The sequence below is a fragment of the Caballeronia sp. INML1 genome (assembly GCF_023631085.1).
GTDB classification, from domain to species: domain Bacteria; phylum Pseudomonadota; class Gammaproteobacteria; order Burkholderiales; family Burkholderiaceae; genus Caballeronia; species Caballeronia turbans.
On record NZ_JALQDT010000049.1, the window covers coordinates 12,798 to 35,733 of the forward strand.

Here is a 22,936-nt window from a genome sequence, read left to right on the forward strand (position 1 = left end):
ATGCAGCTTTCGGGTTCATCGCGATTCACGCCCGGCGCGTGCCTGCGCCTCGCGATCACGGGCTTCGTCGCGCTGCTGTGCTTCTGGCTGTTCGTGTTGCCGGTGGTCGTCGTTGCCTTGTCGAGCGTCGCGTCGCACTGGTCGGGAACGATCTTGCCGGATGGCGTCAGCACACGCTGGTTCGCGCGGCTTTCATCGAGCGATCTCGATGCGTTGAGCACGAGTCTCGGAGTCGGCGTGGGCGTCGCGTTCATCGGCACGGCGCTCGGTTTGTGGCTCGCGCTCGCGCTGGAAGGGCGCGACCGGCGCGGCCTCGGCGCGCTCGTCGATGCCGTCGCGATGATGGGCAGCGGCGTGCCGAGCGTCGTGCTCGGGCTCGCGGTGTTGATCGCGTATCACAAGCGTCCGCTCGATTTGTCCGGATCGGCCGCCATCGTCGTACTGGTGCAGCTCGCGCTCGTGCTGCCGTTCTGCTATCGCTGCGCGGCCGCCGCGCTGCGTCCCGAGCTCACGATCTTGCGCGAGGCCGCCGCAAGTCTCGGCGCACCGCCGCGAATGGTGCTCGTGCGCGTGGTATTGCCGCAACTCGTGCCCGCGATCCGCGCGAGCCTCGCGCTCGGCTTCGCGCTCTCGCTCGGTGAGCTGGGCGCGACGCTCACCGTCTATCCGCCGGGATTCGCGACCGTGCCGATCGTCGTCGTGGGTCAGGTCAATCGCGGTTACTATCTGCCTGCGTCGGCGCTCTCGCTGATTCTGCTGGCCGTATCGCTCGCGGCGCTTCTGCTGATCGCCGCTCGCGCACCGCGCCGCTGATCGCTCAAAAAAAACATCTGGAATCCGAAATAAATCGCCTTGTCATGTCAGGTTCGCCGTTGTTGCAAGCAATTCGCGGGCCTCGCCTCCGTTTCCGCCTCGTCATACCAAAAAAAACAAAACTGGCGTAACCTGCACATTCAGGCACGTCCGCACCCGCTCGACCGGATCAGCGCGCCAATATGGGGCACTCGGCGTGAACTCTCGTCATGCTTTCGCGGTCGTTGCATATGTCGCAAATACCGGAGGTTCCGATGACATCCGTCGACCTGGAATTCGACCAGCTCAACAGCACTGTCGATGCGCTCAGGCGCTCCATCTCGAACCGCCTGATGTACGGCGTAGGCAAAGATGCGGTCACCGCGCAGCCGCGCGACTGGCTCCATGCCGCCGAACTGGCGGTGCGCGATCGTCTCGTCGCACGCTGGATGCGCACCACGCGGCTGCAGTACGAACAGGACGTGAAACGCGTCTACTACCTGTCGATGGAGTTTCTCATCGGCAGAACTTTCAGCAATGCGCTGCTCGCGCTCGGCATCTACGACGAGGTGCGCGATGCGCTGGCCGGGCTCGGCGTCGATCTCGCGGCGCTCGAGGACCTGGAGCCGGACGCCGCGCTCGGCAACGGCGGCCTCGGCCGTCTCGCGGCCTGCTTTCTCGATTCGATGGCGACCGTCGGCGTGCCGGGCTTCGGCTACGGCATCCGTTACGAATACGGCATGTTCCGCCAGACGATCGTCGACGGCAATCAGGTCGAGATGCCCGATTACTGGCTGCGCGCGGGCAATCCGTGGGAGTTTCCGCGGCCCGAAGTCGTGTACACCGTGCATTTCGGCGGCCGCACGGTGCAGCACGACGATCGCACCGACTGGATCGACACCGAGCACGTGAATGCGATGGCCTACGATACGGTCATCCCGGGCTTCGCGACCACCGCAACGAATACGCTGCGCCTGTGGTCCGCCCGCGCGACCGATGAGTTCGACCTGTCGGCGTTCAATCAGGGCGACTATCGCCGCGCGGTGGAGGCGAAGAACACGTCGGAGCACGTCTCGCGGCTGCTGTATCCGGATGACTCGACGCAGGCTGGCCGCGAGCTGCGCCTGCGTCAGGAGTACTTCTTCGTCTCCGCGACGATGCAGGATCTGATTCGCCGCTATCAGCGCACGCACACGCACTTCGGGCGGCTCGCGGAAAAGGTCGCGGTGCATCTGAACGACACGCACCCGGTCCTCGCGATTCCCGAACTGATGCGTCTTCTCGTGGACAGGCATCATCTGCCGTGGGACAAGGCGTGGAAGCTCATTCAGCAAATGTTCTCTTACACGAACCACACGCTGATGCCCGAGGCGCTCGAAACGTGGGACGTCGAGATGCTCGCGCGTTTGCTGCCGCGGCATCTGGAGATCATCTTCGAGATCAACGCGCAGTTCCTGAAGCAGGTCACCGAGAAGTTCGGACGCGATGTCGATCTGATTCGGCGCATCTCGCTCGTCGACGAGTATGGTCAGCGGCGCGTGCGCATGGCGCATCTCGCGATCGTCGCGAGCCACAAGGTGAATGGGGTGTCGAAGCTGCACTCGCAACTGATGGTGCAGAACATCTTCTCCGACTTTGCGCGCATGTATCCCGAGCGCTTTACCAACGTAACGAACGGCGTCACGCCGCGACGCTGGCTTGCGCAGGCGAGTCCGTCGCTGTCTTCGCTGATCGACAAGCGGCTGGGGCCGCGCTGGCGCACCGATCTCTTCGAGCTCGGCCGTCTGCGCGAATGGCGTGACGATCCGGAGTTCTGCAAGGCCTTCCACGACGCGAAGTTCGCCAGCAAGCTCCGCCTGGTGGAACGCGCGAAGCGCGACGCCAACGCGATCATCAATCCGGAAGCGTTGTTCGACTTGCAGGTGAAGCGCATTCACGAGTACAAGCGGCAACTGCTCAACATCCTGTACGTGATCGTGCGCTACAACCGCATCCGCGAGAATCCGGAGAAGGACTGGACGCCGCGCGTCGTGATGTTCGCGGGCAAGGCGGCATCCGCATACAAGATGGCGAAGAACATCATCAAGCTCATCAACGATGTCTCGAAGCGAATCAACGCGGACCCCCTCGTGGGCGACCGGCTCAAGGTCGGCTTCATTCCGAACTACGGGGTGAGCGTGGCCGAGCTCATCATTCCGGCGGCCGATCTGTCCGAACAGATTTCGATGGCGGGCACCGAGGCATCGGGTACCGGTAACATGAAGCTCGCGTTGAACGGCGCGCTGACCATCGGCACGCTCGATGGCGCGAACATCGAAATCTGCGACGCGGTCGGGCGCGAGAACATCTTCATCTTCGGCAACACGACCGATGAGATCGAATCGCTGCGCGCAGCGGGGTATCGGCCGCGGCAGATCTACGAGGAGAACCCGGAACTGAAGCTCGCGCTCGACCAGATCCGCCTCGGGCATTTTTCGCCGGAAGAGCCGCATCGTTTCTACGACATCTTCCACACGCTCGTGGATTGGGGCGATCACTACATGGTGCTCGCCGATTTCGACAGCTTCGACAAGACGCAAACCGAAGTCGATCTGAAGTTCCGCGACAAGGAAGCCTGGACGAAAAGCGCGATCGAGAATGTGGCGGGCATGGGCATCTTCTCGTCGGATCGCACGATCGCGGAATATGCGCGCGACATCTGGCACGTCGAGCCGCTGCAGGTGACCTGACGATGCGCTCAGTGCCGCGTGACGCGCGTCACGCGGCCGAGCGTTGCGTGAGGGAAATGTGCGGTGAGCGTGCCGATGACGTCGTTGATGTCTTCGCTGTCGGTCTCGACATGGAGCGTCGTGCAGTCGTGAAGACGGCTCGTCTCGACGACATACGCCTGCGCACGCGCGCCGAATGCATACGCGAGGACTTCACGCGCGGCTGACGAGTCGAGTCCCGGAACGGTCAGATCGAAGGCGACGCAACGACGCGTTTCGCGGCGGCGTGGCGAGCCGCCGCTGAGCGTATGGGGAAGGCCGGCTGAATCGGATGTGCGGAGGTCCATCGATGTAAGCCGTCCGATGACGGCTCGTAGTGGCAACGCTTGCACTGTAGCGTCGCGCGCCTAAAGGCCGGGCTAAAGTGGTGCGCCGCCGTATAAACGCCGTATCAAGATCACGCTTGCGGCTTGGCCGCCGCGCTTGCCGCGTGTTTCGCGACTGCCTCGCCGACGAGCGCCGCCACCTTGTCCGCGAATTCCTGATCCTTCGTGATGAGCACTTCGCGCTCGCCGTCGGGCGTCGCGACTATCAACTGATAGATCACGTCCTGCGTGATCCACGTGAGATAACCCACCACGGTGGTCATCACGCCCAGCACGAGCGCCGCACCCGAGCCGGTGATGATTCCCGCCCCGAGCGCGACGAGGCCGAGCAGCGCAATGATGACGGGCAGCGGCTTCTGGCGCGGAATCATCACGACGCGCGCGGCGCGCAAATCGCGCAGCGGAATCATCTGACCCGACGCCGACAGGCCGGCGCGCGAGAGCGTGACGCCACGTTCGTTGAAAGGAGTATCCATAAGGTTTCGTAGTTTCTTACGGCCGGTGAAACCCGGGAGCGTACCAGACCGTGCCGGGCGGCGGCAGTTACTGACAACGCGCGGAGCGACTTCTGACAATATTCTGCACGACGCTCGTCATGTCACGATTTGCATATCGTGAATTTACGATATATACTTCGCCGCAAGACGATTCGAACAACCTGTGCGTTCCAATCGTCAGACGCACGAGCAACGAAATGGACATCGACGCAATTCACAAGGCCCTCGCCAACCCCCTTCGCCGCGAGATTCTCGAATGGCTGAAGGAGCCCCAGCAGCATTTCCCTGATCAGGAACTGCCGTTGTCGCATGGCGTCTGCGCGGGCCAGATCGATGGGCGCTGCGGCATGTCGCAGTCCACTGTTTCCGCGCATCTCGCGACCTTGCAAAAAGCCGGACTCGTCACCACGAAGCGCGTTGGACAGTGGGTGTTCTTCAAGCGCGACGAAGCGGTCATCCAGGCGTTCCGCGATTCCATTCGGAATCTCTGAGTTTTGCTTACCGCACGGTGAAAGTCTTCTTTCAACTTCATTAGGACACCAATTCATGTCGACACTCTTCGATCCGCTCAAGCTCGGCGCACTCACGCTCAAGAACCGCATCATCATGGCGCCGCTCACGCGTCAGCGCGCGGGCGTCGAGCGCGTGCCCAACGCGCTGATGGCGCAGTACTACGCGGACCGCGCAGCGGCGGGTCTCATTCTCAGCGAGGCGACCTCCGTCACGCCGCAAGGCGTCGGCTATGCGGACACGCCGGGCATCTGGTCCGACGAACAAGTCGAAGGCTGGAAGCTCGTGACGAAGGCCGTACATGACGCGGGCGGCAAGATCTTCCTGCAGTTGTGGCACGTAGGCCGTATCTCGGATCCGGTCTTCCTGAATGGCGAGCTGCCGGTGGCGCCCAGCGCGATCGCGGCCGGCGGGCATGTGAGTCTCGTGCGTCCGCAGCGTCCGTACGTGACGCCGCGCGCGCTCGAACTCGATGAAATCGCCGGTGTCGTCGCGGCATTCCGCAAGGGTGCGGAGAACGCGAAGCGCGCGGGCTTCGACGGCGTCGAAGTGCATGGCGCGAACGGCTATCTGCTCGACCAGTTCCTGCAGGACAGCACCAACAAGCGTGCCGACGCTTACGGCGGTTCGATCGAGAATCGCGCTCGTCTGCTTCTCGAGGTCGTCGATCAATGTATCGATGTGTGGGGTGCGGATCGTGTCGGCGTGCATCTCGCGCCGCGTGCGGATTCCCACACGATGGGCGACAGCGATCGCGCCGCGACGTTCGGTCATGTCGCGCGTGAGCTCGGCCGCCGCAAGATCGCGTTCATCGCGGCGCGCGAGCATGAAGCAGCGGACAGCCTCGGGCCGCAATTGAAGAAGGCGTTCGGCGGCGTCTATATCGCCAACGAAGGCTTCTCGAAGGCAAGCGCCGAAGCGATCATCGCTCGCGGCGATGCGGACGCGGTCGCGTGGGGCAAGCCCTTCATCGCGAATGCGGATCTCGTGCGCCGCTTCGAACTCGACGCAGCGCTCAACGACTGGGATACGTCGACGTTCTATGCGGCCGGTGCCGAGGGCTATACGGATTATCCGTTGCTCGAAACGGCGGAATAAGACGCCTGGCAGTCTGCGTCCCGATGTGAGAACAGCGGCTTCGGCCGCTGTTTGCTTTTTGGGATCGTGAAAGCATGGATCGATAAAAATTCCGCGTAGTCAAGATTGCGAATTAAGGTAAGTGCGCGTCGTTCGTCGCAGCGTACCGGACGATCTTCGACCCAGGAAGGGCCCCGAACGAACCACGGGGGAGAAGAGCTTTCGCGGCTTCAGCCTCGGCGCGGTGACGGCGACCTTGCTCGCGGCCATCGCCATGGACGATCACAAGGCCAGGCAAGAAAGGCAAGTAATCGCGCGAAGCAAAAAAACGGGCCGCTCGACGCGGCCCGATTCATGTCGGCCGAGCGGCCGAGGCTTAGAACTTGTGGCGGATGCCGACGCGGAACGCGAGCTGGTTGTTTTCGCCCAGTCCCGACGTGCCGAAGTAGCTCGACGACGACGAACCGATCGACGCCTGATTCTCGACGCCGTTGTTCGACCCCGACGCCTTTTGATAGACCGCGAGCGCGTACACGTCGGTACGCTTGCTCAACGCGTAATCGAAGCTCGCGTCGATCTGGTGCCAGTGGCCCTTGAAATTGTCGTACAGGTCCATGTAGGTATAGCCGAGACCGGCCGTCATCGCGGACGTGAATGCGTACTTGCCGCCGATGTCGAACGCGTTCAGGCGCGAGCTCGAACCGACGATCGGCTCGAAGCGCGTGTTCGTCCACAGGCCGAAAACCGTCGCCGCGCCGAACGCGTAGTTAGCGCCGATGCCGAACGTGCGCAGATCCTTCGCGTTGTTGGTCGTCCCGGTCGTGTTGATGTTGGCGATCGTGGAGCTGAATGCCGGCGTCGCAGCCGTCGGATAACGAATGTCCGTGTACGCCGCACCGATGCCGAGCGGGCCGGCCTTGTAGTTCAGGCCGAAGCTGTAAGCGCGCGACGAGCCCTGGGTCGTCGTGGTCCCGACCGTCGTGTTGGGCGTGCCCGCGAAGGCGCCGGCCGTGTTCGAGAAGCCGTACATCGCGCCGAACGTGAAGCCGTAGAAGTTCGCGCTCGAGAACTTGACCGCATTGTTGATGCGGCTCGACGTCAGCTGGTCGAAGTCGTTCATGTGGTACGCGTAGTTACCCGCGACGGTCTGGCCGCCGATCGCATAGTTCGAGCCGAGGTAGTCGGTGCTGAAGCTGTACTGACGACCGAAGGTCAGCGAGCCCACGTTGTTCTGCGCGAGACCGACGTAGGCCTGACGGCCGAATTCCGCGCCGCCCTGACCGAGCGTGCCCGTGCCGCTGTTGAAGCCATTCTCCAGCGTGAAGATGGCCTTCAGGCCGCCGCCGAGATCCTCGGCGCCTCGCAGGCCCCAACGGCTGCCTTGCGCGACGCCGTCGTCGTACTTGACGAGGGAATCGCCGGCGCGCGTCGGGCTCGCGGAGCTGTTGTTCACATAGCTGATGCCGGCGTCGATGATGCCGTAGAGGGTCACGCTGCTTTGCGCGTGGGCGGAGGTGGCGGCGAGGGCGGCAAATGCGGCGAGCGCGGCGGTCGCCAGGAGGTTCTTCTTCAAAACAAGCTCCGTGAGTTGGTTCGCGGTGTGGTTGTTGACGGTGTCTGCGGTGCGTCGCGCTCTGACGGCGCGTGGCGGCGACGGGCGCAAATGTAGCGATCGCTGAAGAAAGAAATGTGACACTGCTTGCAACCCGCTTGCGGTGTGTCGTGTGTGCAACACGGCTGGTGAAACATCGCCGCTTGTGCATCCGGCAGGTCCGATGCGATGCTCACGGTTCCGTCACCGCGAGCGAAATCATGGACGAGCAAGGAATCCGCGAACTGGAGGAGCGCCTGAAGAAGGCGATGGTGGCGTCGGACGTGGACGCGCTCGATGCGCTATTGGCCGACGACCTGAGTTTCGTCGATGCGACCGGCAAGGTGTGGACCAAGGCCGACGACCTGAATGGGCATCGCTACGGCATGCAGCGTATCGAGAAGCTGGATGTCGAAGAACAGAGCGTGCGCGTGTACGGTGCCTTTGCCGTCACGGTGACGCGTGTGGCGCTTTCAGGGACCTTCGCGGGCGCCCCGTTCGCGGGCAGCTTGCGCTACACGCGAACGTGGGGAGACATCGGCGGCGGGTGGAAGATCGTGGCCGCGCAATGCTGTCTTGCGCCGTTCTGACGCAAGCGCTTACGCCGACAACAGCGAGCCCGTCCGATAAGCCTTCGCGCCCGCGATGCGCGCCACTTCGAGCCCCGCGGTCGCGAAACGCGTGATGTGCCGCGCGTACATCACGCCCGAGGTCGTGCATTTGAGCGTGGTGACGGTGTCGGTGAGCGGATCGACGATATCGGCGATCGGCGCGCCCGCTTCGATGAACGCGCCCACTTCCGCACGGAACACGAGTACGCCGGACGCCGGCGCGACGATCGGCTCGGCGCCTGCGAGCGGCGTCGCCGGATGCACGAGCGGCGGCTGCTCCGGCACGGGCGCATCGATCACGCCGCGATGGATCAGATAGTTGACGATCGCCCGCGCGTCCTTTTCGGCGAGCTCGTAGGAGACATCGTGCTGGCTGCGCAGCTCGACCGTCACCGAGATGCCGCCGTTCTCGATCGGGAAACGCTCGCCGTAACGCTGGCGCAGATCCGACCAGCAGAAGCTGTGGATTTCATCGAACGGATTGCCGACCGAATTCAGCGCGAGCAGCGAAGCCTTCGCATCGAGATAGCGGGCGAGCGGCTCGACTTCGTTCCAGATGTCCGGGTTCGTGTAGAGATGCAGCGCGGCGTCGAGATCGCAGTGCAGATCGAGCACGACATCGGCGTCGAAGGAGAGCTTCTGCAGCGCAAGGCGTTGCGATTCGAGCTCGGTGTGCGGCGTCTGTTCGTCGAGCGCTTCCTTCATCGCGGCGCGCACCGCGAGCTTGTTGGCGCCGGCGTCCTTCCCGAGGCGCGCTTCGATCCGCGGCGCGATCAGCGCGGCGAGATCGTAGAAATTCCGATTGAAGTTGTGACCGCTGTTGGTCTCGAAGCGGCCCATCAGCGTGCCGTGCAGATGCTGCGAGAGGCCGATCGGATTCGGCACCGGCACGATGACCACTTCGCCGCGCAGCTTCCCCGCTGCCTCGAATTCGGCGAGCAGGCGCCGCAGACGCCACGCGACGAGCATGCCGGGCAGTTCGTCCGCGTGCAGCGAGGACTGGATATAGATCTTCTGGCCGCCACCGGGGCCGTAGTGAAAACTCGTGATGGTGCGGGAAGTGCCGAGCGTCGGCGAAATCAGGGGATGAGTTCTGGTTTGCATGTTGGTCGCGCGCACGCGAATGCGCGGGTCTTGCCTCTGGGAATTGCCGGGCGCCGCGGTGTCTCCGTCCGTCGGCGTCCTACCGGACGTTCGATCTTAGCCGAAATCGGCGCGGCGGGCCTCCAAAAGGAAAACGGGCTCCGCGCCCTTGAGCGCGGAGCCCGTTTCTCAGCCGGTCGGCGTGAGCGTGAGGCTTAGCCGCCGTACACGTCGAAGTCGAAGTACTTCTTCTCGAGCTTCTTGTAGGTGCCGTCCTTGATGATGTCGGCGATCGCCTTGTCGATCTTCGCCTTCAGGTCGGTGTCTTCCTTGCGCAGACCGATGCCCGCGCCGTTGCCGAGCGTCTTCGGATCGTCGATGTTCTTGCCGGCGAAGTCATAGCCTGCGCCGCGCGGCGTCTTCAGGAAGCCGATTTCGGCCTGCACGGCGTCCTGCAGCGCGGCGTCGAGACGGCCCGAAATCAGGTCGGCGTAGACCTGGTCCTGGTTCTGATACGGCGTGACCGTCACGCCCTTCGGCGCCCAGTAGGTCTTGGCGTAGGTTTCCTGGATCGTGCCTTGTTCGACGCCCACGTTCTTGCCCTTCAGGCTTTCAGCCGTCGGCAGAATGTTGCTGCCCTTTTTCGCGACGAGGCGCGTCGGCGTGTTGAAGAGCTTGCTCGAGAAGGCGATCTGTTCGGCGCGTTGCGGCGTCATCGACATCGACGAGAGCACGCCGTCGAACTTCTTCGCCTTGAGCGCGGGGATCATGCCGTCGAAATCGTTCTCGACCCACACGCACTTCGCTTTCAGGCGCGCGCAAATCTCGTTGCCGAGATCGATGTCGAAACCGACCAGCTTGCCGTCGGCACCCTTCGATTCGAACGGAGGGTAGCTTGCGTCGACGCCGAAACGAATCGTCGAATAGTCCTTCGCAAGCGCCGGCGTGACGGCGGTGAGCGACGTGGCGGCGAGAAGGGACATCGTCAGTGCCGCGAGCAGTTTCTTCACTGTTTTAACTCCAGAAGGTGGTCAGTTCAGCCCGGAAGGTCTCGTATCCGGGCGTCCGGCGCGTCGATGAGCGCCGGAGCATGGCATTCCGCGGATCGTGTCCGCTCAGAATCGGCAGAAGGTTACCAAGCCAAAATAGTTCGGGAGCTAGTAAAAGCCCGGATAGCAGGGCTTTAGAGCTTTTCTTCGCGTTCCTTTTCCATCAGCGCTTCCTGAGCGGATGGTCCTTCAGGAACCACGATAGCGCGAAAGCGATGAGCGCAATGCACGCGGCGACGAGATAGACCGTGTGCATCGAGCCCGCGAACGCGTGCAGGTAATCGTCATGCAACGCGGCCGGCAGATGCGCGACCGCCTGCGGTCCGAGCGATTGCGGCAGCTCGGTGCCCGGCGGAATCAGCGTTTCGAGGCGAGACCGCAAGCTGTTTGAAAAGATCGCGCCGAATGCCGCCACGCCGACCGAGCCGCCGATCGAGCGGAACAGTGTCGCGCTGGAGGTCGCCACGCCCGTCAGCCGGAACTCGACGACGTTCTGCACCGCGAGCACGAGCACCTGCATCACCATGCCGAGCCCGAGGCCGAGCAGCGCCATGTAGATGTTCATGACGGCGAGCGGCGTGTCGAGGTCGAGCGTCGAGAGCAGCAGCATCGCAGCGAGACGAGCGCCGTGCCCATGATCGGGAAGAAGCGGTATCGAACGGGCGGGAAAGATCAGGGACGACCGGAGTCTTCGTGTTCATTGCGCCGGCGATGCTGATCGTGATGGCGGCGATTGGCTTCATGGGGCCGCCAACGCGCGATCTCGCGCTGGAGAAAATCTCGCGCTAGGCGCAAAAAGCGCGCGATGCTGTGAGTCAGCCTCCCGTATGCCAAAATCCGCAGAACGTACCCAATCGGCGGCCAATATTCGAATATGTCCGATACGCTCAACACACTCGAAGCAGATCATGCGATGCGCAACTGGACGTACCGGTCGATGGGGACCATTCCGATCGGTTCGGACCTGCACAAGCGCATGTTCTGCGAGATGCTGCTGACGACACACAATCCGTACAAGCCCGCTGTCATCGACTGGCCGAAGCTCGATCCCGCCGCGCTGAAGCGTGTGACTTCGCTGCCGATCTGGGATATCGCCGTTCAGACCGAGGGGCGCGCGTCGATTCGCGTCGCGACCTACGCGGGCACCGTCGCGGACCCCCAACTGCGGGAAGCCTTGCGCATGAACGGCGGCGAAGAAGCGCGGCACAAGCTCGTGCTCTCGAAGCTGGTCGAGGCGTACGGCATCGCCCTTGCGCCGGAGCCGCCGTATCCCGCGCCCGCCGATGCGCTGCGTGCATGGATGCTCACGGGCTACAGCGAGTGCATCGACAGTTTCTTCGCGTTCGGGCTTTTCGAGGCGGCGCGGCAATCGGGATATTTCCCCGAAGCGCTCGTCGAAACTTTCGAGCCGGTCATTCAGGAAGAAGCGCGGCACATTCTGTTCTTCGCGAACTGGGTCGCGTGGTATCGGCGCAGCCTGCCCTGGTATCGCAAGCCGTGGTTCCTGGCGAAGACCGCGAGCGTCTGGTTCTCGCTGATCCGCGACCGCATCTCGCTCGCGCGCGGCTTCGACAAGAGCGGTGCGGCGCAGGACGTGAACTTTCCTGCGAATGTCGGCGATTCGGTGGCGGGTGACGTATCGGTTCGCTCGTTGATCGAACTGTGTCTCGCTGAAAACGATCGCCGGATGGGGGGCTACGACGCGCGGCTTTTGCGCCCGACCACCGTGCCGAAGCTCGCGCGCTTCGCGTTACGCTTCATCAGGAAGTAGGCTTCTCTCGCGCGGCGCTCGTTTCAAAGCGCCGCGACGCTTCCTCCACGTCTTGCCGGAACTGCGCGAGCGCCGCCAGTTGCGCATTCGGCGGCTGTAGCGCCGTCCACAATACTTCCACCAGTTCGTTCGCCGTCGTCTCGATCTGAGTCTGACTCAGACGGCGCTTGGCAAGCGTCGCATCCCACAGCACGTGCTCCATCGGGCCGAATACGAGCGAGCGCAAAAGGCGCAACGGCAGGTCGCTGCGTACATGGCCGAGCGCCTGGCCGCGTGCGAGCACGTCCATCAGCGGCGCGGTATAGCGGCGCTGCAATTCCGTCAGCGTGTCCGACAGATCGTGCTGCTTGCTGCGGCCTTCGGACAGCACGAGCGCGCACAGCCCTGTTCCGTTCATGAGCATCAAGCGCATGTGCGTCCTGACGATGAACGCAAACTGCTGGCGCACCGAGCCGTCGCGCGGCAGGCCGGTCTCGAAAGCGTTGATGATTTCGTCGTACCAATCGGCGATCACGCGCGCGCATAGTTCGCGCTTGCCGCTGAAGTAGCTGAACACGGTCGCTTCCGAGATGCCCGCGCGTTGCGCGATCTCGGCGCTCGTCGCGGCGTCGTAGCCTTTCTCGGCGAACACGTCGCGACCCGCCTGGAGGATGTCCTTCACGCGCTGCTGCGATTTGACGCCGGCGGGCGCGCGGCGGCCGGTGGCGGTAGTTTGCGTCGACATTGGCGTGGGCCCGGAAAAATGAGCGTGCGAAATAAATGTGAGCGTAGCTCAAAAACCTATTGACGGCTAGCCGATTTGAGCGTGAAATTGCCTCATTCCGTGGTTTGCTGCCCTGTGTGAGTGAAACTCAAATTCAGGGCGCGCCGAAAACATCGCATCTGGAGGAGACGACTCATGAGCAACGTACCCGGACTGAATTTCGCGTTGGGCGAAGACATCGACATGCTGCGCGACTCGCTCGCCAATTTCGCGGCGAAGGAAATCGCGCCGCGCGCGGGCGAAATCGACCATAGCGACCAGTTTCCTATGGATCTCTGGAAAAAGTTCGGGGACCTCGGCGTGCTCGGCATGACCGTCTCCGAGGAATACGGCGGCGCGAACATGGGCTACACCGCGCATATGGTCGCGATGGAGGAGATTTCGCGGGCGTCGGCGTCGGTCGGATTGTCGTACGGCGCGCATTCGAATCTGTGCGTGAACCAGATTCATCGCAACGGCACGGAAGCGCAAAAGCAGAAGTATCTGCCGAAGCTGGTGTCGGGCGAGCATATCGGCGCGCTTGCGATGAGCGAGCCGAACGCGGGCTCGGACGTCGTCAGCATGAAGCTGCGCGCCGACGAAAAAGGCGATCACTACGTGCTCAACGGCACGAAGATGTGGATCACCAATGGCCCGGACTGCGACACGCTCGTCGTGTACGCGAAGACGGACATCGAAGCCGGTCCGCGCGGCATCACGGCGTTCATCGTCGAGAAGGGCATGAAGGGTTTTTCCGTCGCGCAGAAGCTCGACAAGCTCGGCATGCGTGGCTCGCATACCGGCGAGCTCGTGTTCGAGAACGTCGAAGTGCCGAAAGAAAACATCCTCGGTCAACTGAATGGCGGCACGAAGGTGCTGATGAGCGGCCTCGACTACGAGCGCGCCGTGCTCGCGGGCGGTCCGACCGGCATCATGCTCGCGTGCATGGACGCGGTCGTACCGTATATCCACGATCGCAAGCAGTTCGGCCAGGCGATCGGCGAATTCCAGCTCATTCAGGGCAAGGTCGCGGACATGTACTCCACGCTGCAGGCCTGCCGCGCGTATCTCTACGCTGTCGGCCGCCAGGTCGATACGCTCGGCTCGGACCACGTCCGCCAGGTGCGCAAGGACTGCGCGGGCGTCATCCTCTACACCGCCGAAAAGGCCACGTGGATGGCCGGCGAAGCCATTCAGGTTCTCGGCGGCAATGGCTACATTAACGAGTACCCGGTCGGTCGGCTGTGGCGCGATGCGAAGCTCTATGAAATCGGCGCGGGTACGAGCGAGATCCGCCGCATGCTGATCGGCCGCGAACTGTTCGCCGAGACGGCCTGAGGCGCGCGACATGACGATCATCGAATCGAAACTGAATCCGCGCGGCGAGGAGTTCCGCACGAATGCGGCGGCGCTCGAGGCGCTCGTCGCAGACCTCAAGGAGAAGGTCGCGAAGATCGCGGAAGGCGGCGGACAGGCCGCGCGCGATCGGCACGTGTCGCGCAACAAGCTGCTGCCGCGCGATCGCATCGCGCAACTGCTCGATCCGGGCACGCCGTTTCTCGAACTGTCGCAACTCGCGGCATACGGCATGTACAACGACGACGCCCCGGGCGCGGGCATCATCACGGGCATCGGGCGCATTGCGGGGCAGGAGTGCGTCGTCGTGTGCAACGACGCGACCGTGAAGGGCGGCACGTACTATCCCGTGACCGTCAAGAAGCATTTGCGCGCGCAGGAAATCGCGGAGCAGAACCGTTTGCCGTGCGTGTATCTCGTCGATTCGGGCGGCGCGAACCTGCCGAATCAGGACGACGTCTTCCCCGACCGCGATCACTTCGGCCGCATCTTCTACAACCAGGCGAACATGTCGGCGCAAGGCATCGCGCAGATCGCCGTGGTGATGGGCTCGTGCACCGCGGGCGGCGCGTATGTGCCCGCGATGAGCGATGAATCGATCATCGTCAAGAATCAAGGCACGATCTTTCTGGGCGGCCCGCCGCTCGTCAAAGCCGCAACGGGCGAAGAAGTCAGCGCCGAAGATCTGGGCGGCGGCGACGTGCATACGCGTCTCTCGGGCGTCGCCGATCATCTTGCGCAGAACGACGCGCATGCGCTCGGCATCGCGCGCAGCATCGTCGGCAATCTGAATCGCGTGAAGACGCCGACGCTCGCGTTGAAAGAACCGCTGCCGCCGCGCTATGACCCGCAAAGCGTCTATGGCGTGATCCCCGTCGATACGCGCAAGCCCTTCGACGTGCGCGAAGTGATCGCGCGCATCGTCGACGATTCCGCGTTCGACGAGTTCAAGGCGCGCTACGGCACCACGCTCGTTTGCGGCTTCGCGCATATCTGGGGCCATCCGGTCGGCATCGTCGCGAACAACGGCATTCTCTTCAGCGAATCCGCCCTGAAGGGCGCGCATTTCATCGAGCTGTGCGCGCAACGCAAGATTCCGCTCGTGTTCCTGCAGAACATCACGGGCTTCATGGTCGGCCGTAAGTACGAGAACGAAGGCATCGCGCGCAACGGCGCGAAGATGGTGACGGCCGTGGCCACGGCGAAGGTGCCGAAGTTCACGGTGATCATCGGCGGCTCGTTCGGCGCGGGCAACTACGGCATGTGCGGCCGCGCATATTCGCCACGCTTCCTGTGGATGTGGCCGAACGCGCGCATCTCGGTGATGGGCGGCGAGCAGGCCGCCTCCGTGCTGGCGACCGTGCGGCGCGACGGCATCGAGAAGAAGGGCGGCACGTGGTCGAAGGAGGAAGAAGAAGCGTTCAAGGCGCCGATCCGCGATCAGTACGAGGCGCAGGGGCATCCGTACTACGCGAGCGCGCGTCTGTGGGACGACGGCGTGATCGATCCCGCGCAAACGCGCGACGTGCTGGGCCTCGGCCTGGCGGCGACGATGAACGCACCCATCGAAGACACGCGCTTCGGCGTGTTCCGCATGTGACCCACGGATGTAATGCCATGTTCAACAAAATACTGATTGCGAACCGCGGCGAGATCGCGTGCCGTGTCGCGGCGACGGCAAAGCGCCTGAACGTGGGCAGCGTCGCCGTCTATTCCGACGCGGACGCGAAAGCCAAGCACGTCGATGTCTGCGATGAAGCGGTGCATGTCGGCGGATCGGCCGCGGCGGAGAGTTATCTGCGCATCGAGCGCATCGTCGAAGCAGCGAAGAAGACCGGCGCGCAGGCGATTCATCCGGGCTACGGCTTTCTGTCGGAGAACGAGGACTTCGCCAATGCGTGCGAGAAGGCGGGTCTCGTCTTTATCGGACCGCCCGTCGAAGCGATCCGCGCGATGGGTTCCAAGGCGGCCGCGAAAACGCTGATGCAGTCCGCTTCCGTGCCGCTCGTGCCCGGCTATCACGGTGACGATCAGGATCCTTCGCTGCTTCAGCGCGAAGCGGATCGCATCGGCTATCCGGTGCTTCTGAAAGCGAGCGCGGGCGGCGGCGGCAAGGGCATGCGTGTCGTCGAGAAGAGCGAGGACTTCGCGGCGGCGCTCGCATCGTGCAAGCGCGAGGCGGCGTCGAGCTTCGGCAACGATCGCGTGCTGATCGAGAAGTATCTGTTGCGCCCGCGTCACGTCGAAGTCCAGGTGTTCGCCGACAAGCACGGCAACGCGGTTTATCTCTTCGATCGCGACTGTTCCGTGCAGCGTCGCCATCAAAAGGTGCTCGAAGAAGCGCCCGCCCCGGGCCTTCACGACGAAACCCGCCGCGCGATGGGCGAAGCCGCGGTCGCGGCGGCGCGCGCGGTGAATTACGTCGGCGCGGGCACGGTCGAATTCATCCTGACGCAGGACGGCCAGTTCTACTTCATGGAGATGAACACGCGCTTGCAGGTCGAGCATCCGGTGACGGAGATGGTGACCGGGCTCGATCTCGTCGAATGGCAACTGCGCGTGGCGGCGGGCGAGCCCTTGCCGCTGAAGCAGGACGAGCTGAAGGTGCACGGCCACGCGATCGAGGCGCGCATCTACGCGGAAAATCCGTCGCGCGGGTTCCTGCCGTCGACGGGCACGCTCAAGCACGTGCGCATGCCGCACGCGGTCGAGTTCTCGATCGACGGCGACGTGCGCGTGGACAGCGGCGTGCGTCAGGGCGACGCGATCACGCCGTTCTACGATCCGATGATCGCGAAGCTGATCGTGCATGGCCGCGACCGCCGCGATGCGCTCGCGCGCATGGCGCGCGCGCTGGCGGAGTGCGAGATCGTCGGGCTCTCGACGAACGTGGAGTTCCTGCAACGCATCGTGAAGAGCGAGCCGTTCAGCGCGGGCGATCTCGACACGGGCCTGATCGAGCGTCATCACGACGCGCTGTTCGAGCCTACTCACGTCTCGCGCAAGAAAGGGCTTGCGCTCGCGTGCGCGGCGCTGCTCACGCGCGAGGGCGGCGAGGCGCATGGCCAGTCGCCGTGGGATGCGCTGTCGCACTGGCGCATGGCGGGCGGCTACAGCCAGGATTTGAACTGGCGTGCGCTCGATACGGACGAAACGCTCAAGGTCGTGTTCACGAAGAACGGCGACAAGCATTTGCGGTTCGATGACGAAAGCGCGCGCTTCGACTGGTCGCACAGCGGCGCGACGTCATTCGCGGTCCGGCTCGACGATGCGCTGATCAAGGGCCACGTCTTCACCGACGGCGACGTCTTCCACGTCTTCCACGAAGGCGCGGCGTTCCAGTTCGAGTGGCAGAACCTGATGGCCCATGCGGGCGATGCCGAGCACGAAGGCCGTCTCACGGCGCCGATGCCCGGCAAGGTGATCGCGGTGCTCGTGGAGGCGGGCGCGACGGTGACGAAGGGCGCGCCGCTGATGGTAATGGAAGCGATGAAGATGGAGCATACGATCGTCGCTCCGGCCACGGGCAAGATCGGCGAGATTCTGTTCGAAGTCGGCGATCAGGTCGCCGACGGCTCGCAGTTGCTCGTGCTGGAGGTGGAGCAGGCGGCTAGCGCTTGACCTTCGCGGGCGTGCCGAGCAGCGTCTCTTCGCTCTCGGCGCGCACCAGAATCTCCACACGGCGGTTCAGCGCGCGGCCTTGCGCCGTGTCGTTGCTGGCGATCGGCCGCTGCCACGCCATGCCTTTCGTCGCGATGCGCTCGGCCGGTACGCCGCGCGCGATCAACGCTTGTGCGACCGCCTGGGCGCGCGCATCGGAAAGCGCACGGTTATAGGCCAGCGTGCCCTGGTTGTCGGTATGGCCCTCGATCAAGATGGGGCGCATGCTGCGCTTCAATACTTGAGCCGCGCGATCGAGCAGCGGCGAATAGCCCGCGCGGATCGTCGATTCGTCGCTATCGAAGAGCGGTGCCTCGGGCAACCGCATCTCCACGCCCCCTTTGACCGGCAACATGATGATGCCGTTTTGCGCGTTCAACTGATCTTCCTTCGACCGGTTGAGGCCGCTGGAACATCCGGCGAGCAGTGCGAGCGACAAGCATGCGCCAGCCGTTGCGCGTGAGGCTATGTCCTTCATTTGCAAGATTCCTGCGTCGATGGCGAGTTTTGATTATAGGGAGCGCGAAACATGCCTTTTGTAAATAAAGTGCATCACTGCGCGCATCGAGTGGAATGATTCGTGCGTGATTACAATGCTGGCGGGCGATTCATGTTCTGCCGACAATCGACACATCACGAAGAGGAACCACTCACTCATGGCGATCCAACCGCGCAACGATCCGACATCGGGCGCATCGGAACACACGCGCAAGATGCAGCGCGCCGCGTCGGCGGTGTTCTATGCGGTGCTCGTGCTGGTCGCGCTCTATACGGCGCGCACCTTCATTCCGGCGGTCGTGTGGGCGAGCGTGATCGCGATTGCACTATGGCCCGCGTTCGGCTGGCTCGAGCGCCGGCCGATGTTCAGGCGGCATCACAACCTGCTCGCCGTCGTGCTGACGGCGGCAATCGGCCTGTTGTTCGTCGTGCCGTTCTTCATCGTCGCGGCGCAGACCGCGAACGAAGCGCACGACATGCTCCACTGGTTTCACGAGGTATTGCGCACCGGCATTCCGATGCCCGCTTTCATCGAACATCTGCCGATGGGTTCGCAGCAGATCGGGCGCTGGTGGCAGGAGAATCTCTCCACCCCGCTCGAAACTTCGCCCGCCGTGAAGAACCTGCACGGCGCGAACGTCGTCGCGATGACGCGGCACTTCGGCGGTCGCGTGGTCCACGCCGTCGTCATCTTCGGCTTCATGCTGATGACACTTTTCTTCGTGTTTCTCGCGGGCTCGAAGCTCGGCGAGCAACTGCTCGCGGGCTCGCGCCGCGCGTTCGGCCCGGATGGCGCCGCGATCGTGCGGCGCATGGGCGAGTCGGTGCGCAGCACGGTGGTGGGTCTCGTCGTCGTCGGGCTGGGCGAGGGCGCGCTGCTCGGCATCGCCTATGCGGTGACGGGCGTGCCGCACGCCACGTTGCTCGGCATGCTGACGGCCGTCGCGGCGATGCTGCCGTTTTGCGCGCCGATCGTGTTTCTCGGTTCGGCGCTGTGGCTGCTTGCGCAGGGCTCGATGATCGCGGCGGCATGCGTCGCCGTGTTCGGGATGATCGTGGTGTTTGTCGCCGAGCACTTCGTGCGGCCCGTGCTGATCGGCGGTTCGGCGCGGTTGCCGTTTCTGCTCGTGCTGTTCGGCATTCTCGGCGGCGCGGAGACCTTCGGGCTGATCGGGCTGTTCATCGGCCCGGCGCTGATGACGATTCTCGTCGTGCTCTGGACGGATTACGTCGTCGACCGGAGCTAGCGCGTTTCGAGGCCGTGAAATCAGCCGCGTTCCTGCACGCAGACCCACGGCGAGAGGACGACGGCCCACAATTGCGGATCGCGCGCGGCGAGATCCGCAGCCGTCTCAGCCTGCATGCGCTCGATCAGCCCGGCGGCGAGCCATTGCGCGACCTGTTGCGTGTCGTCGGCGGCGAGGGATTCTGCGACGCTCACGAGATCGAGATCGCCCTTCACCCAGATGAGCTTGCCTTGCGCGAAGAAGCGCTCCAGTTCGGACCATCCGATCTGGGCGGTTTCACCGAGGAGCTTGACGTAGAGCGGGCTGGGCGTGGGAGCGTCGGACATGGAAGAAAGCGGATAAAAGACAAAAGGCGTCCGACACTATAGCGCAGTGCCGGACGCCTTTCGTTTCAAACAACTGCTGCGAGAAACTTTACAGATCGAAGAATACGGTCTCGTTCGGGCCGCGCAGATGGATGTCGAAACGATAGATCGTGCCCGACGAACCCGGCTTGCCCGACGCGCCCGCCTCGCGCTTCGCGATCAGCGTATGACGGCGCTCGGCCGGCACGCTCTGCAGCACGGCGTCCTTCGCATTGGCTTCGGTTTCGTCCTCGAAGTAGATGCGCGTGTACGCATGCAGCAGCATGCCGCGCATCAGCACGATGACGTCGAGATGCGGTGCGGAGTCATCGGCGGTCGCGCCCGGCTTCACCGTATCGACGATGAAGCGCAGCTTCGGATCCGTGCCCGTGCCCACGCGGGCAAAGCCGCGGAAGCCCGATTCGCGCGCTTCCTGCACGTTCTGCACATAGCGGCCGTTCGCATCGGCCTGGGCGACTTCGATCAGCGCGTCGTTGACGGGCTTGCCTTCGGCGTCGAAGACATTGCCGACGACGGCGATATGCTCGCCCGGCACTTCACGATCCGCCGCCGATGCGGTGAAGAGGCTCTTCAGATCGAAGTTGTATTGCTCGGGAACCAGGCCGTAAGCGAAGTACGGTCCGACGGTCTGCGAAGGGGTCTGTTTCAGCGTGGTCATGTTCGGTTACTCCGTCGGCGTTTGATCCGGGCCGCGCAGCACGATGTTGAATTCGTAGCCGAGCGCGTAGTTTTCCTGCGTCGTGTCGATCGAGAAGGAAGAGACGAGACGCTCGCGTGCATGCTCGGGAATGCCCTGGTAGATCGGATCGAGGTCGAGCAGCGGATCGCCGGGAAAGTACATCTGCGTGACGAGGCGCGAGCCGAAGTATTCGCCGAAGAGCGAGAAGTGGATGTGTTGCGGACGCCACGCGTTCGGGTGATTGCCCCACGGATACGCACCCGGCTTGATCGTCATGAAGCGATAGCGGCCTTCGTCGTCGGTCAGGCAGCGGCCCGCGCCGAGGAAGTTCGGGTCGAGCGGCGCGTCGTGCTGGTCGGCCTTGTGGACATAGCGGCCCGCGGCGTTCGCCTGCCACACTTCCACGAGCGTGTTGCGCACCGGACGGCCGCCCTCGTCGAGCACCCGCCCCGTCACGATGATGCGCTCGCCGAGCGGTTCGCCGTTCTTGGCGGCGTTGCGGGTGAGATCGTTGTCGAGCACGCCCAGATCGTCAGCACCGTAGACCGGCACACGTCGGTTGCGCAGATTTTCCTTCAGCGCAATGAGCGGCAAGCCCGGGCTGCGCAGGATCGACGACTTGTAGCCCGGCGACAGATACGCGGGATGGGATTCCCAATCGCGCGGTGTGAGGATGGGGGAGGTCATGTCGACTGTCTCCTGTATTTGTGGAAGTTGAATAGGATGTTTCTGACGGCTACTTTATAGAACGACGCAAGTTATGGAAAATGATGTTTCGTGCCATCTTGCATAACGGATCGTCATGGATACCGACTTCACCAACACCCGCGTCAAGTTCCGGCATCTGCAGTGTTTTCTTGCCGTCACGCAGCTCGGCAGCGTGCAGCGCGCCGCCGACAGCTTGTCGATCACGCAGCCCGCAGTCTCCAAGACAATCGGAGAACTCGAATCCATTCTAGGCGTACGGCTCTTCGAGCGCGGGCGGCGCGGCGCGGTGCCCACGCGCGAGGGGCGGCTCTTCGCGCCGCACGCGAGCGCGTGTGTCGCGTCCTTGCGGGAGGGCGTCGACATGCTCTTGCGCGAACGCGGCGACATGCCCGGGTCCATTGCAATCGGCATCTTGCCGACGGTCGCGCCCGTGCTGCTCTCGCCCGCGCTGATGTCGTTCCGGCAACAGTGGCCGGCGGTGTCGCTGTCCGTCTGGACGGATTCCAACGCGCTCCTCCTGGAGAAGCTCAAGGCGGGCGACGTCGATCTCGTCGTCGGGCGGCTGTCGGAGCCGGAGGCGATGCACGGGCTGTCCTTCGAGCAGATCTATCGCGAGCCGCTCGCCGTGGTCGTGCGCCGCGAGCATCCGCTGACGCTCGAGACGCCGCTCACGCCCGCCTTGCTCGCGCGCTTCGTGATCGTCGTGCCGCCGTTCGGCACGTTGATTCGTCAATCGGCTGAAAGCGTGCTGACGGCGTTCGGCGCGCATGCGCTGACGGCGCTCGTCGAAACCTTGTCGGTGTCGCTCGGGCGCTCGCTCGCGATGAACAACGACGCGGTGTGGTTCGTGCCCGCCGGCGCGGTGGAGCAGGACATCGCACTCGGGCTGCTCGCCGCGTTGCCGATGCCCTTCGCCGGCACCGACGAGCCCATCGGCCTGATTCGCCGCAACGACGCCGCGCGCACGCCGGTGGAAGAAACGCTCGTCGATGCGTTGCGCGAAGCCGGCCGATCGCGCGCCGGGAGCAAATGACCGGCGACGCCGGGCGGCGCGCAAGTTGCTGAGGCAGCATTTACCGCGCAGATTTCGCGCGGAAGAAATACTATGACGAAAGCGGCAGTACGAAGTGACTGCAACAAACGCCGATGGCGGCGGTCACATCCGAGGTTGTTCGCCGCCTCCGCCGTGGACACCCCATCGCACACACACGCCGCACTCGAACATGTTCGCAAGATGAAGACCGTACTGCTCGTCGACGACGACCCCGCCACCATCGAAGCCTGGACCCTCTGCATGCAAGGCGAGGACTGCACCGTCTTATGCGCGTTCGACGGCAACGGCGCGTTGACGATACTCGGGGAAGAGCGGGTGGACATCGTCGTGTCCGACTGGATGATGCCCGGCCTCGGCGGCGCGCTGCTCTGCCAGACAATGAAGAACGACGCGGCGCTCGCGCACATTCCCTTTCTGATGATTTCGGGGCATCCGAATCCGCCGGCTTTCGTCAGCTACGACGGCTATCTGCGCAAGCCCGTCGACATGGAGACGCTGATTTCCGCTGTCAATCGCCTGTGCGCCGCGAAGAAGCGGCCTCTGTATTGAGCG

General features: G+C 63.7%; 22 protein-coding genes and 1 pseudogene. 12 read left to right on the forward strand and 11 right to left on the reverse strand.

Annotated elements, in window-relative coordinates; all coding sequences use genetic code 11:
* Together phnV and NCR38_RS15330 are read left to right on the forward strand one after the other, a co-directional pair.
* Positions 1 to 813, forward strand: a complete 813-nt coding sequence (gene phnV / locus NCR38_RS15325) for a 2-aminoethylphosphonate ABC transport system, membrane component PhnV (RefSeq protein ID WP_061118354.1) — start codon at positions 1 to 3, stop codon at positions 811 to 813.
* 254 nt (positions 814 to 1,067) lie between these two features.
* A complete protein-coding gene (locus NCR38_RS15330; RefSeq protein ID WP_061118353.1) occupies positions 1,068 to 3,521 on the forward strand; it encodes a glycogen/starch/alpha-glucan phosphorylase in 2,454 nt (817 codons plus the stop codon).
* 8 nt (positions 3,522 to 3,529) lie between these two features.
* On the opposite strand, the gene NCR38_RS15335 is transcribed toward NCR38_RS15330, so the two are convergent.
* Positions 3,530 to 3,847, reverse strand: a complete 318-nt coding sequence (locus NCR38_RS15335; protein ID WP_061118209.1) for a hypothetical protein — start codon at positions 3,845 to 3,847, stop codon at positions 3,530 to 3,532.
* Positions 3,848 to 3,957: 110 nt separating this feature from the next.
* The gene (locus NCR38_RS15340; RefSeq protein ID WP_061118208.1) at positions 3,958 to 4,362 is read right to left on the reverse strand and encodes a DUF6232 family protein; all 405 of its coding nucleotides are present in this window, start codon (positions 4,360 to 4,362) and stop codon (positions 3,958 to 3,960) included.
* A 218-nt stretch (positions 4,363 to 4,580) separates the two neighbouring features.
* Between NCR38_RS15340 and NCR38_RS15345 the strand changes: the two genes are divergently transcribed.
* Complete coding sequence (locus NCR38_RS15345) at positions 4,581 to 4,874, forward strand: helix-turn-helix transcriptional regulator (protein ID WP_061118207.1); 294 nt, start codon at positions 4,581 to 4,583, stop codon at positions 4,872 to 4,874.
* Between the two features lie 55 nt (positions 4,875 to 4,929).
* The gene (locus tag NCR38_RS15350; RefSeq protein WP_061118206.1) at positions 4,930 to 5,991 is read left to right on the forward strand and encodes an alkene reductase; all 1,062 of its coding nucleotides are present in this window, start codon (positions 4,930 to 4,932) and stop codon (positions 5,989 to 5,991) included.
* Between the two features lie 355 nt (positions 5,992 to 6,346).
* On the opposite strand, the gene NCR38_RS15355 is transcribed toward NCR38_RS15350, so the two are convergent.
* On the reverse strand, positions 6,347 to 7,543 hold the full coding sequence (locus tag NCR38_RS15355) for a porin (protein WP_061118352.1): 1,197 nt from the start codon (positions 7,541 to 7,543) through the stop codon (positions 6,347 to 6,349).
* 239 nt (positions 7,544 to 7,782) lie between these two features.
* Between NCR38_RS15355 and NCR38_RS15360 the strand changes: the two genes are divergently transcribed.
* Positions 7,783 to 8,151, forward strand: a complete 369-nt coding sequence (locus tag NCR38_RS15360; RefSeq protein ID WP_061118205.1) for a nuclear transport factor 2 family protein — start codon at positions 7,783 to 7,785, stop codon at positions 8,149 to 8,151.
* A 9-nt stretch (positions 8,152 to 8,160) separates the two neighbouring features.
* Here NCR38_RS15360 and NCR38_RS15365 read toward each other — a convergent pair whose 3' ends face one another.
* The 3 genes and pseudogenes from NCR38_RS15365 to NCR38_RS15375 all read right to left on the reverse strand — a co-directional run.
* On the reverse strand, positions 8,161 to 9,276 hold the full coding sequence (locus tag NCR38_RS15365) for a succinylglutamate desuccinylase/aspartoacylase family protein (RefSeq protein WP_061118351.1): 1,116 nt from the start codon (positions 9,274 to 9,276) through the stop codon (positions 8,161 to 8,163).
* A gap of 194 nt (positions 9,277 to 9,470) precedes the next feature.
* Positions 9,471 to 10,265 carry an ABC transporter substrate-binding protein gene (locus NCR38_RS15370; RefSeq protein WP_061118204.1) on the reverse strand — a complete coding sequence of 265 codons (795 nt, stop codon included), beginning with the start codon at positions 10,263 to 10,265 and terminating at the stop codon, positions 9,471 to 9,473.
* A 202-nt stretch (positions 10,266 to 10,467) separates the two neighbouring features.
* A pseudogene (locus NCR38_RS15375) lies at positions 10,468 to 10,961 on the reverse strand (EmrB/QacA family drug resistance transporter); the annotation flags it as partial.
* A gap of 217 nt (positions 10,962 to 11,178) precedes the next feature.
* On the opposite strand from NCR38_RS15375, the gene NCR38_RS15380 reads away from it, so the two are divergent.
* The gene (locus tag NCR38_RS15380; protein ID WP_061118202.1) at positions 11,179 to 12,075 is read left to right on the forward strand and encodes a hypothetical protein; all 897 of its coding nucleotides are present in this window, start codon (positions 11,179 to 11,181) and stop codon (positions 12,073 to 12,075) included.
* Here NCR38_RS15380 and NCR38_RS15385 read toward each other — a convergent pair.
* Positions 12,065 to 12,799, reverse strand: coding sequence for a TetR/AcrR family transcriptional regulator (locus tag NCR38_RS15385; RefSeq protein ID WP_061118201.1), 735 nt, complete (start codon positions 12,797 to 12,799; stop codon positions 12,065 to 12,067). The two genes, NCR38_RS15380 and NCR38_RS15385, sit on opposite strands and share 11 nt — an antisense overlap.
* Before the next feature lie 174 nt (positions 12,800 to 12,973).
* Between NCR38_RS15385 and NCR38_RS15390 the strand changes: the two genes are divergently transcribed.
* The 3 genes from NCR38_RS15390 to NCR38_RS15400 are packed head-to-tail and all read left to right on the forward strand — an operon-like array spanning position 12,974 to position 17,794.
* Entirely contained in the window at positions 12,974 to 14,155 is a 1,182-nt protein-coding gene (locus NCR38_RS15390) for an isovaleryl-CoA dehydrogenase (RefSeq protein ID WP_250477330.1), read from the forward strand.
* A gap of 10 nt (positions 14,156 to 14,165) precedes the next feature.
* A complete protein-coding gene (locus NCR38_RS15395; protein ID WP_061118199.1) occupies positions 14,166 to 15,773 on the forward strand; it encodes a carboxyl transferase domain-containing protein in 1,608 nt (535 codons plus the stop codon).
* A 17-nt stretch (positions 15,774 to 15,790) separates the two neighbouring features.
* A complete protein-coding gene (locus NCR38_RS15400) occupies positions 15,791 to 17,794 on the forward strand; it encodes an acetyl/propionyl/methylcrotonyl-CoA carboxylase subunit alpha (RefSeq protein WP_061118198.1) in 2,004 nt (667 codons plus the stop codon).
* On the opposite strand, the gene NCR38_RS15405 is transcribed toward NCR38_RS15400, so the two are convergent.
* A complete protein-coding gene (locus tag NCR38_RS15405) occupies positions 17,784 to 18,311 on the reverse strand; it encodes an OmpA family protein (protein WP_061118197.1) in 528 nt (175 codons plus the stop codon). The genes NCR38_RS15400 and NCR38_RS15405 overlap by 11 nt on opposite strands.
* A 178-nt stretch (positions 18,312 to 18,489) precedes the next feature.
* Here NCR38_RS15405 and NCR38_RS15410 point away from each other — a divergent pair, with 178 nt between their 5' ends.
* A complete protein-coding gene (locus tag NCR38_RS15410; RefSeq protein WP_061118196.1) occupies positions 18,490 to 19,578 on the forward strand; it encodes an AI-2E family transporter in 1,089 nt (362 codons plus the stop codon).
* A 20-nt stretch (positions 19,579 to 19,598) separates the two neighbouring features.
* Here the strand turns inward: NCR38_RS15410 and NCR38_RS15415 are convergent, their stop codons facing one another.
* From NCR38_RS15415 to pcaH, 3 genes are all read right to left on the reverse strand, one after another.
* A complete protein-coding gene (locus tag NCR38_RS15415; protein WP_061118195.1) occupies positions 19,599 to 19,904 on the reverse strand; it encodes a DUF2288 domain-containing protein in 306 nt (101 codons plus the stop codon).
* 88 nt (positions 19,905 to 19,992) lie between these two features.
* Positions 19,993 to 20,601 carry a protocatechuate 3,4-dioxygenase subunit alpha gene (gene pcaG / locus NCR38_RS15420; protein WP_061118194.1) on the reverse strand — a complete coding sequence of 203 codons (609 nt, stop codon included), beginning with the start codon at positions 20,599 to 20,601 and terminating at the stop codon, positions 19,993 to 19,995.
* Positions 20,602 to 20,607: 6 nt separating this feature from the next.
* A complete protein-coding gene (gene pcaH / locus NCR38_RS15425) occupies positions 20,608 to 21,309 on the reverse strand; it encodes a protocatechuate 3,4-dioxygenase subunit beta (protein ID WP_061118193.1) in 702 nt (233 codons plus the stop codon).
* A gap of 115 nt (positions 21,310 to 21,424) precedes the next feature.
* Here pcaH and pcaQ point away from each other — a divergent pair, with 115 nt between their 5' ends.
* Both pcaQ and NCR38_RS15435 read left to right on the forward strand, forming a co-directional pair.
* Positions 21,425 to 22,363, forward strand: a complete 939-nt coding sequence (pcaQ, locus tag NCR38_RS15430) for a pca operon transcription factor PcaQ (protein ID WP_061118192.1) — start codon at positions 21,425 to 21,427, stop codon at positions 22,361 to 22,363.
* Between the two features lie 201 nt (positions 22,364 to 22,564).
* A complete protein-coding gene (locus NCR38_RS15435; protein ID WP_250477331.1) occupies positions 22,565 to 22,933 on the forward strand; it encodes a response regulator in 369 nt (122 codons plus the stop codon).
* Positions 22,934 to 22,936 lie beyond the last annotated feature (3 nt).

What these genes read in the sequence shown, in the direction of transcription:
- NCR38_RS15340 (WP_061118208.1), bottom strand. Translation starts at nt 4,362, where the DNA reads ATGGATACTCCTTTCAACGAACGTGGCGTCACGCTCTCGCGCGCCGGC.
- NCR38_RS15330 (WP_061118353.1), top strand. Translation starts at nt 1,068, where the DNA reads ATGACATCCGTCGACCTGGAATTCGACCAGCTCAACAGCACTGTCGAT.
- NCR38_RS15380 (WP_061118202.1), top strand. Translation starts at nt 11,179, where the DNA reads ATGTCCGATACGCTCAACACACTCGAAGCAGATCATGCGATGCGCAAC.
- phnV (WP_061118354.1), top strand. Translation starts at nt 1, where the DNA reads ATGCAGCTTTCGGGTTCATCGCGATTCACGCCCGGCGCGTGCCTGCGC.
- NCR38_RS15410 (WP_061118196.1), top strand. Translation starts at nt 18,490, where the DNA reads ATGGCGATCCAACCGCGCAACGATCCGACATCGGGCGCATCGGAACAC.
- NCR38_RS15435 (WP_250477331.1), top strand. Translation starts at nt 22,565, where the DNA reads ATGAAGACCGTACTGCTCGTCGACGACGACCCCGCCACCATCGAAGCC.
- pcaG (WP_061118194.1), bottom strand. Translation starts at nt 20,601, where the DNA reads ATGACCACGCTGAAACAGACCCCTTCGCAGACCGTCGGACCGTACTTC.
- NCR38_RS15350 (WP_061118206.1), top strand. Translation starts at nt 4,930, where the DNA reads ATGTCGACACTCTTCGATCCGCTCAAGCTCGGCGCACTCACGCTCAAG.
- NCR38_RS15415 (WP_061118195.1), bottom strand. Translation starts at nt 19,904, where the DNA reads ATGTCCGACGCTCCCACGCCCAGCCCGCTCTACGTCAAGCTCCTCGGT.
- pcaH (WP_061118193.1), bottom strand. Translation starts at nt 21,309, where the DNA reads ATGACCTCCCCCATCCTCACACCGCGCGATTGGGAATCCCATCCCGCG.
- NCR38_RS15345 (WP_061118207.1), top strand. Translation starts at nt 4,581, where the DNA reads ATGGACATCGACGCAATTCACAAGGCCCTCGCCAACCCCCTTCGCCGC.
- NCR38_RS15405 (WP_061118197.1), bottom strand. Translation starts at nt 18,311, where the DNA reads ATGAAGGACATAGCCTCACGCGCAACGGCTGGCGCATGCTTGTCGCTC.
- NCR38_RS15400 (WP_061118198.1), top strand. Translation starts at nt 15,791, where the DNA reads ATGTTCAACAAAATACTGATTGCGAACCGCGGCGAGATCGCGTGCCGT.
- NCR38_RS15395 (WP_061118199.1), top strand. Translation starts at nt 14,166, where the DNA reads ATGACGATCATCGAATCGAAACTGAATCCGCGCGGCGAGGAGTTCCGC.
- pcaQ (WP_061118192.1), top strand. Translation starts at nt 21,425, where the DNA reads ATGGATACCGACTTCACCAACACCCGCGTCAAGTTCCGGCATCTGCAG.
- NCR38_RS15335 (WP_061118209.1), bottom strand. Translation starts at nt 3,847, where the DNA reads ATGGACCTCCGCACATCCGATTCAGCCGGCCTTCCCCATACGCTCAGC.
- NCR38_RS15390 (WP_250477330.1), top strand. Translation starts at nt 12,974, where the DNA reads ATGAGCAACGTACCCGGACTGAATTTCGCGTTGGGCGAAGACATCGAC.
- NCR38_RS15360 (WP_061118205.1), top strand. Translation starts at nt 7,783, where the DNA reads ATGGACGAGCAAGGAATCCGCGAACTGGAGGAGCGCCTGAAGAAGGCG.
- NCR38_RS15365 (WP_061118351.1), bottom strand. Translation starts at nt 9,276, where the DNA reads ATGCAAACCAGAACTCATCCCCTGATTTCGCCGACGCTCGGCACTTCC.
- NCR38_RS15385 (WP_061118201.1), bottom strand. Translation starts at nt 12,799, where the DNA reads ATGTCGACGCAAACTACCGCCACCGGCCGCCGCGCGCCCGCCGGCGTC.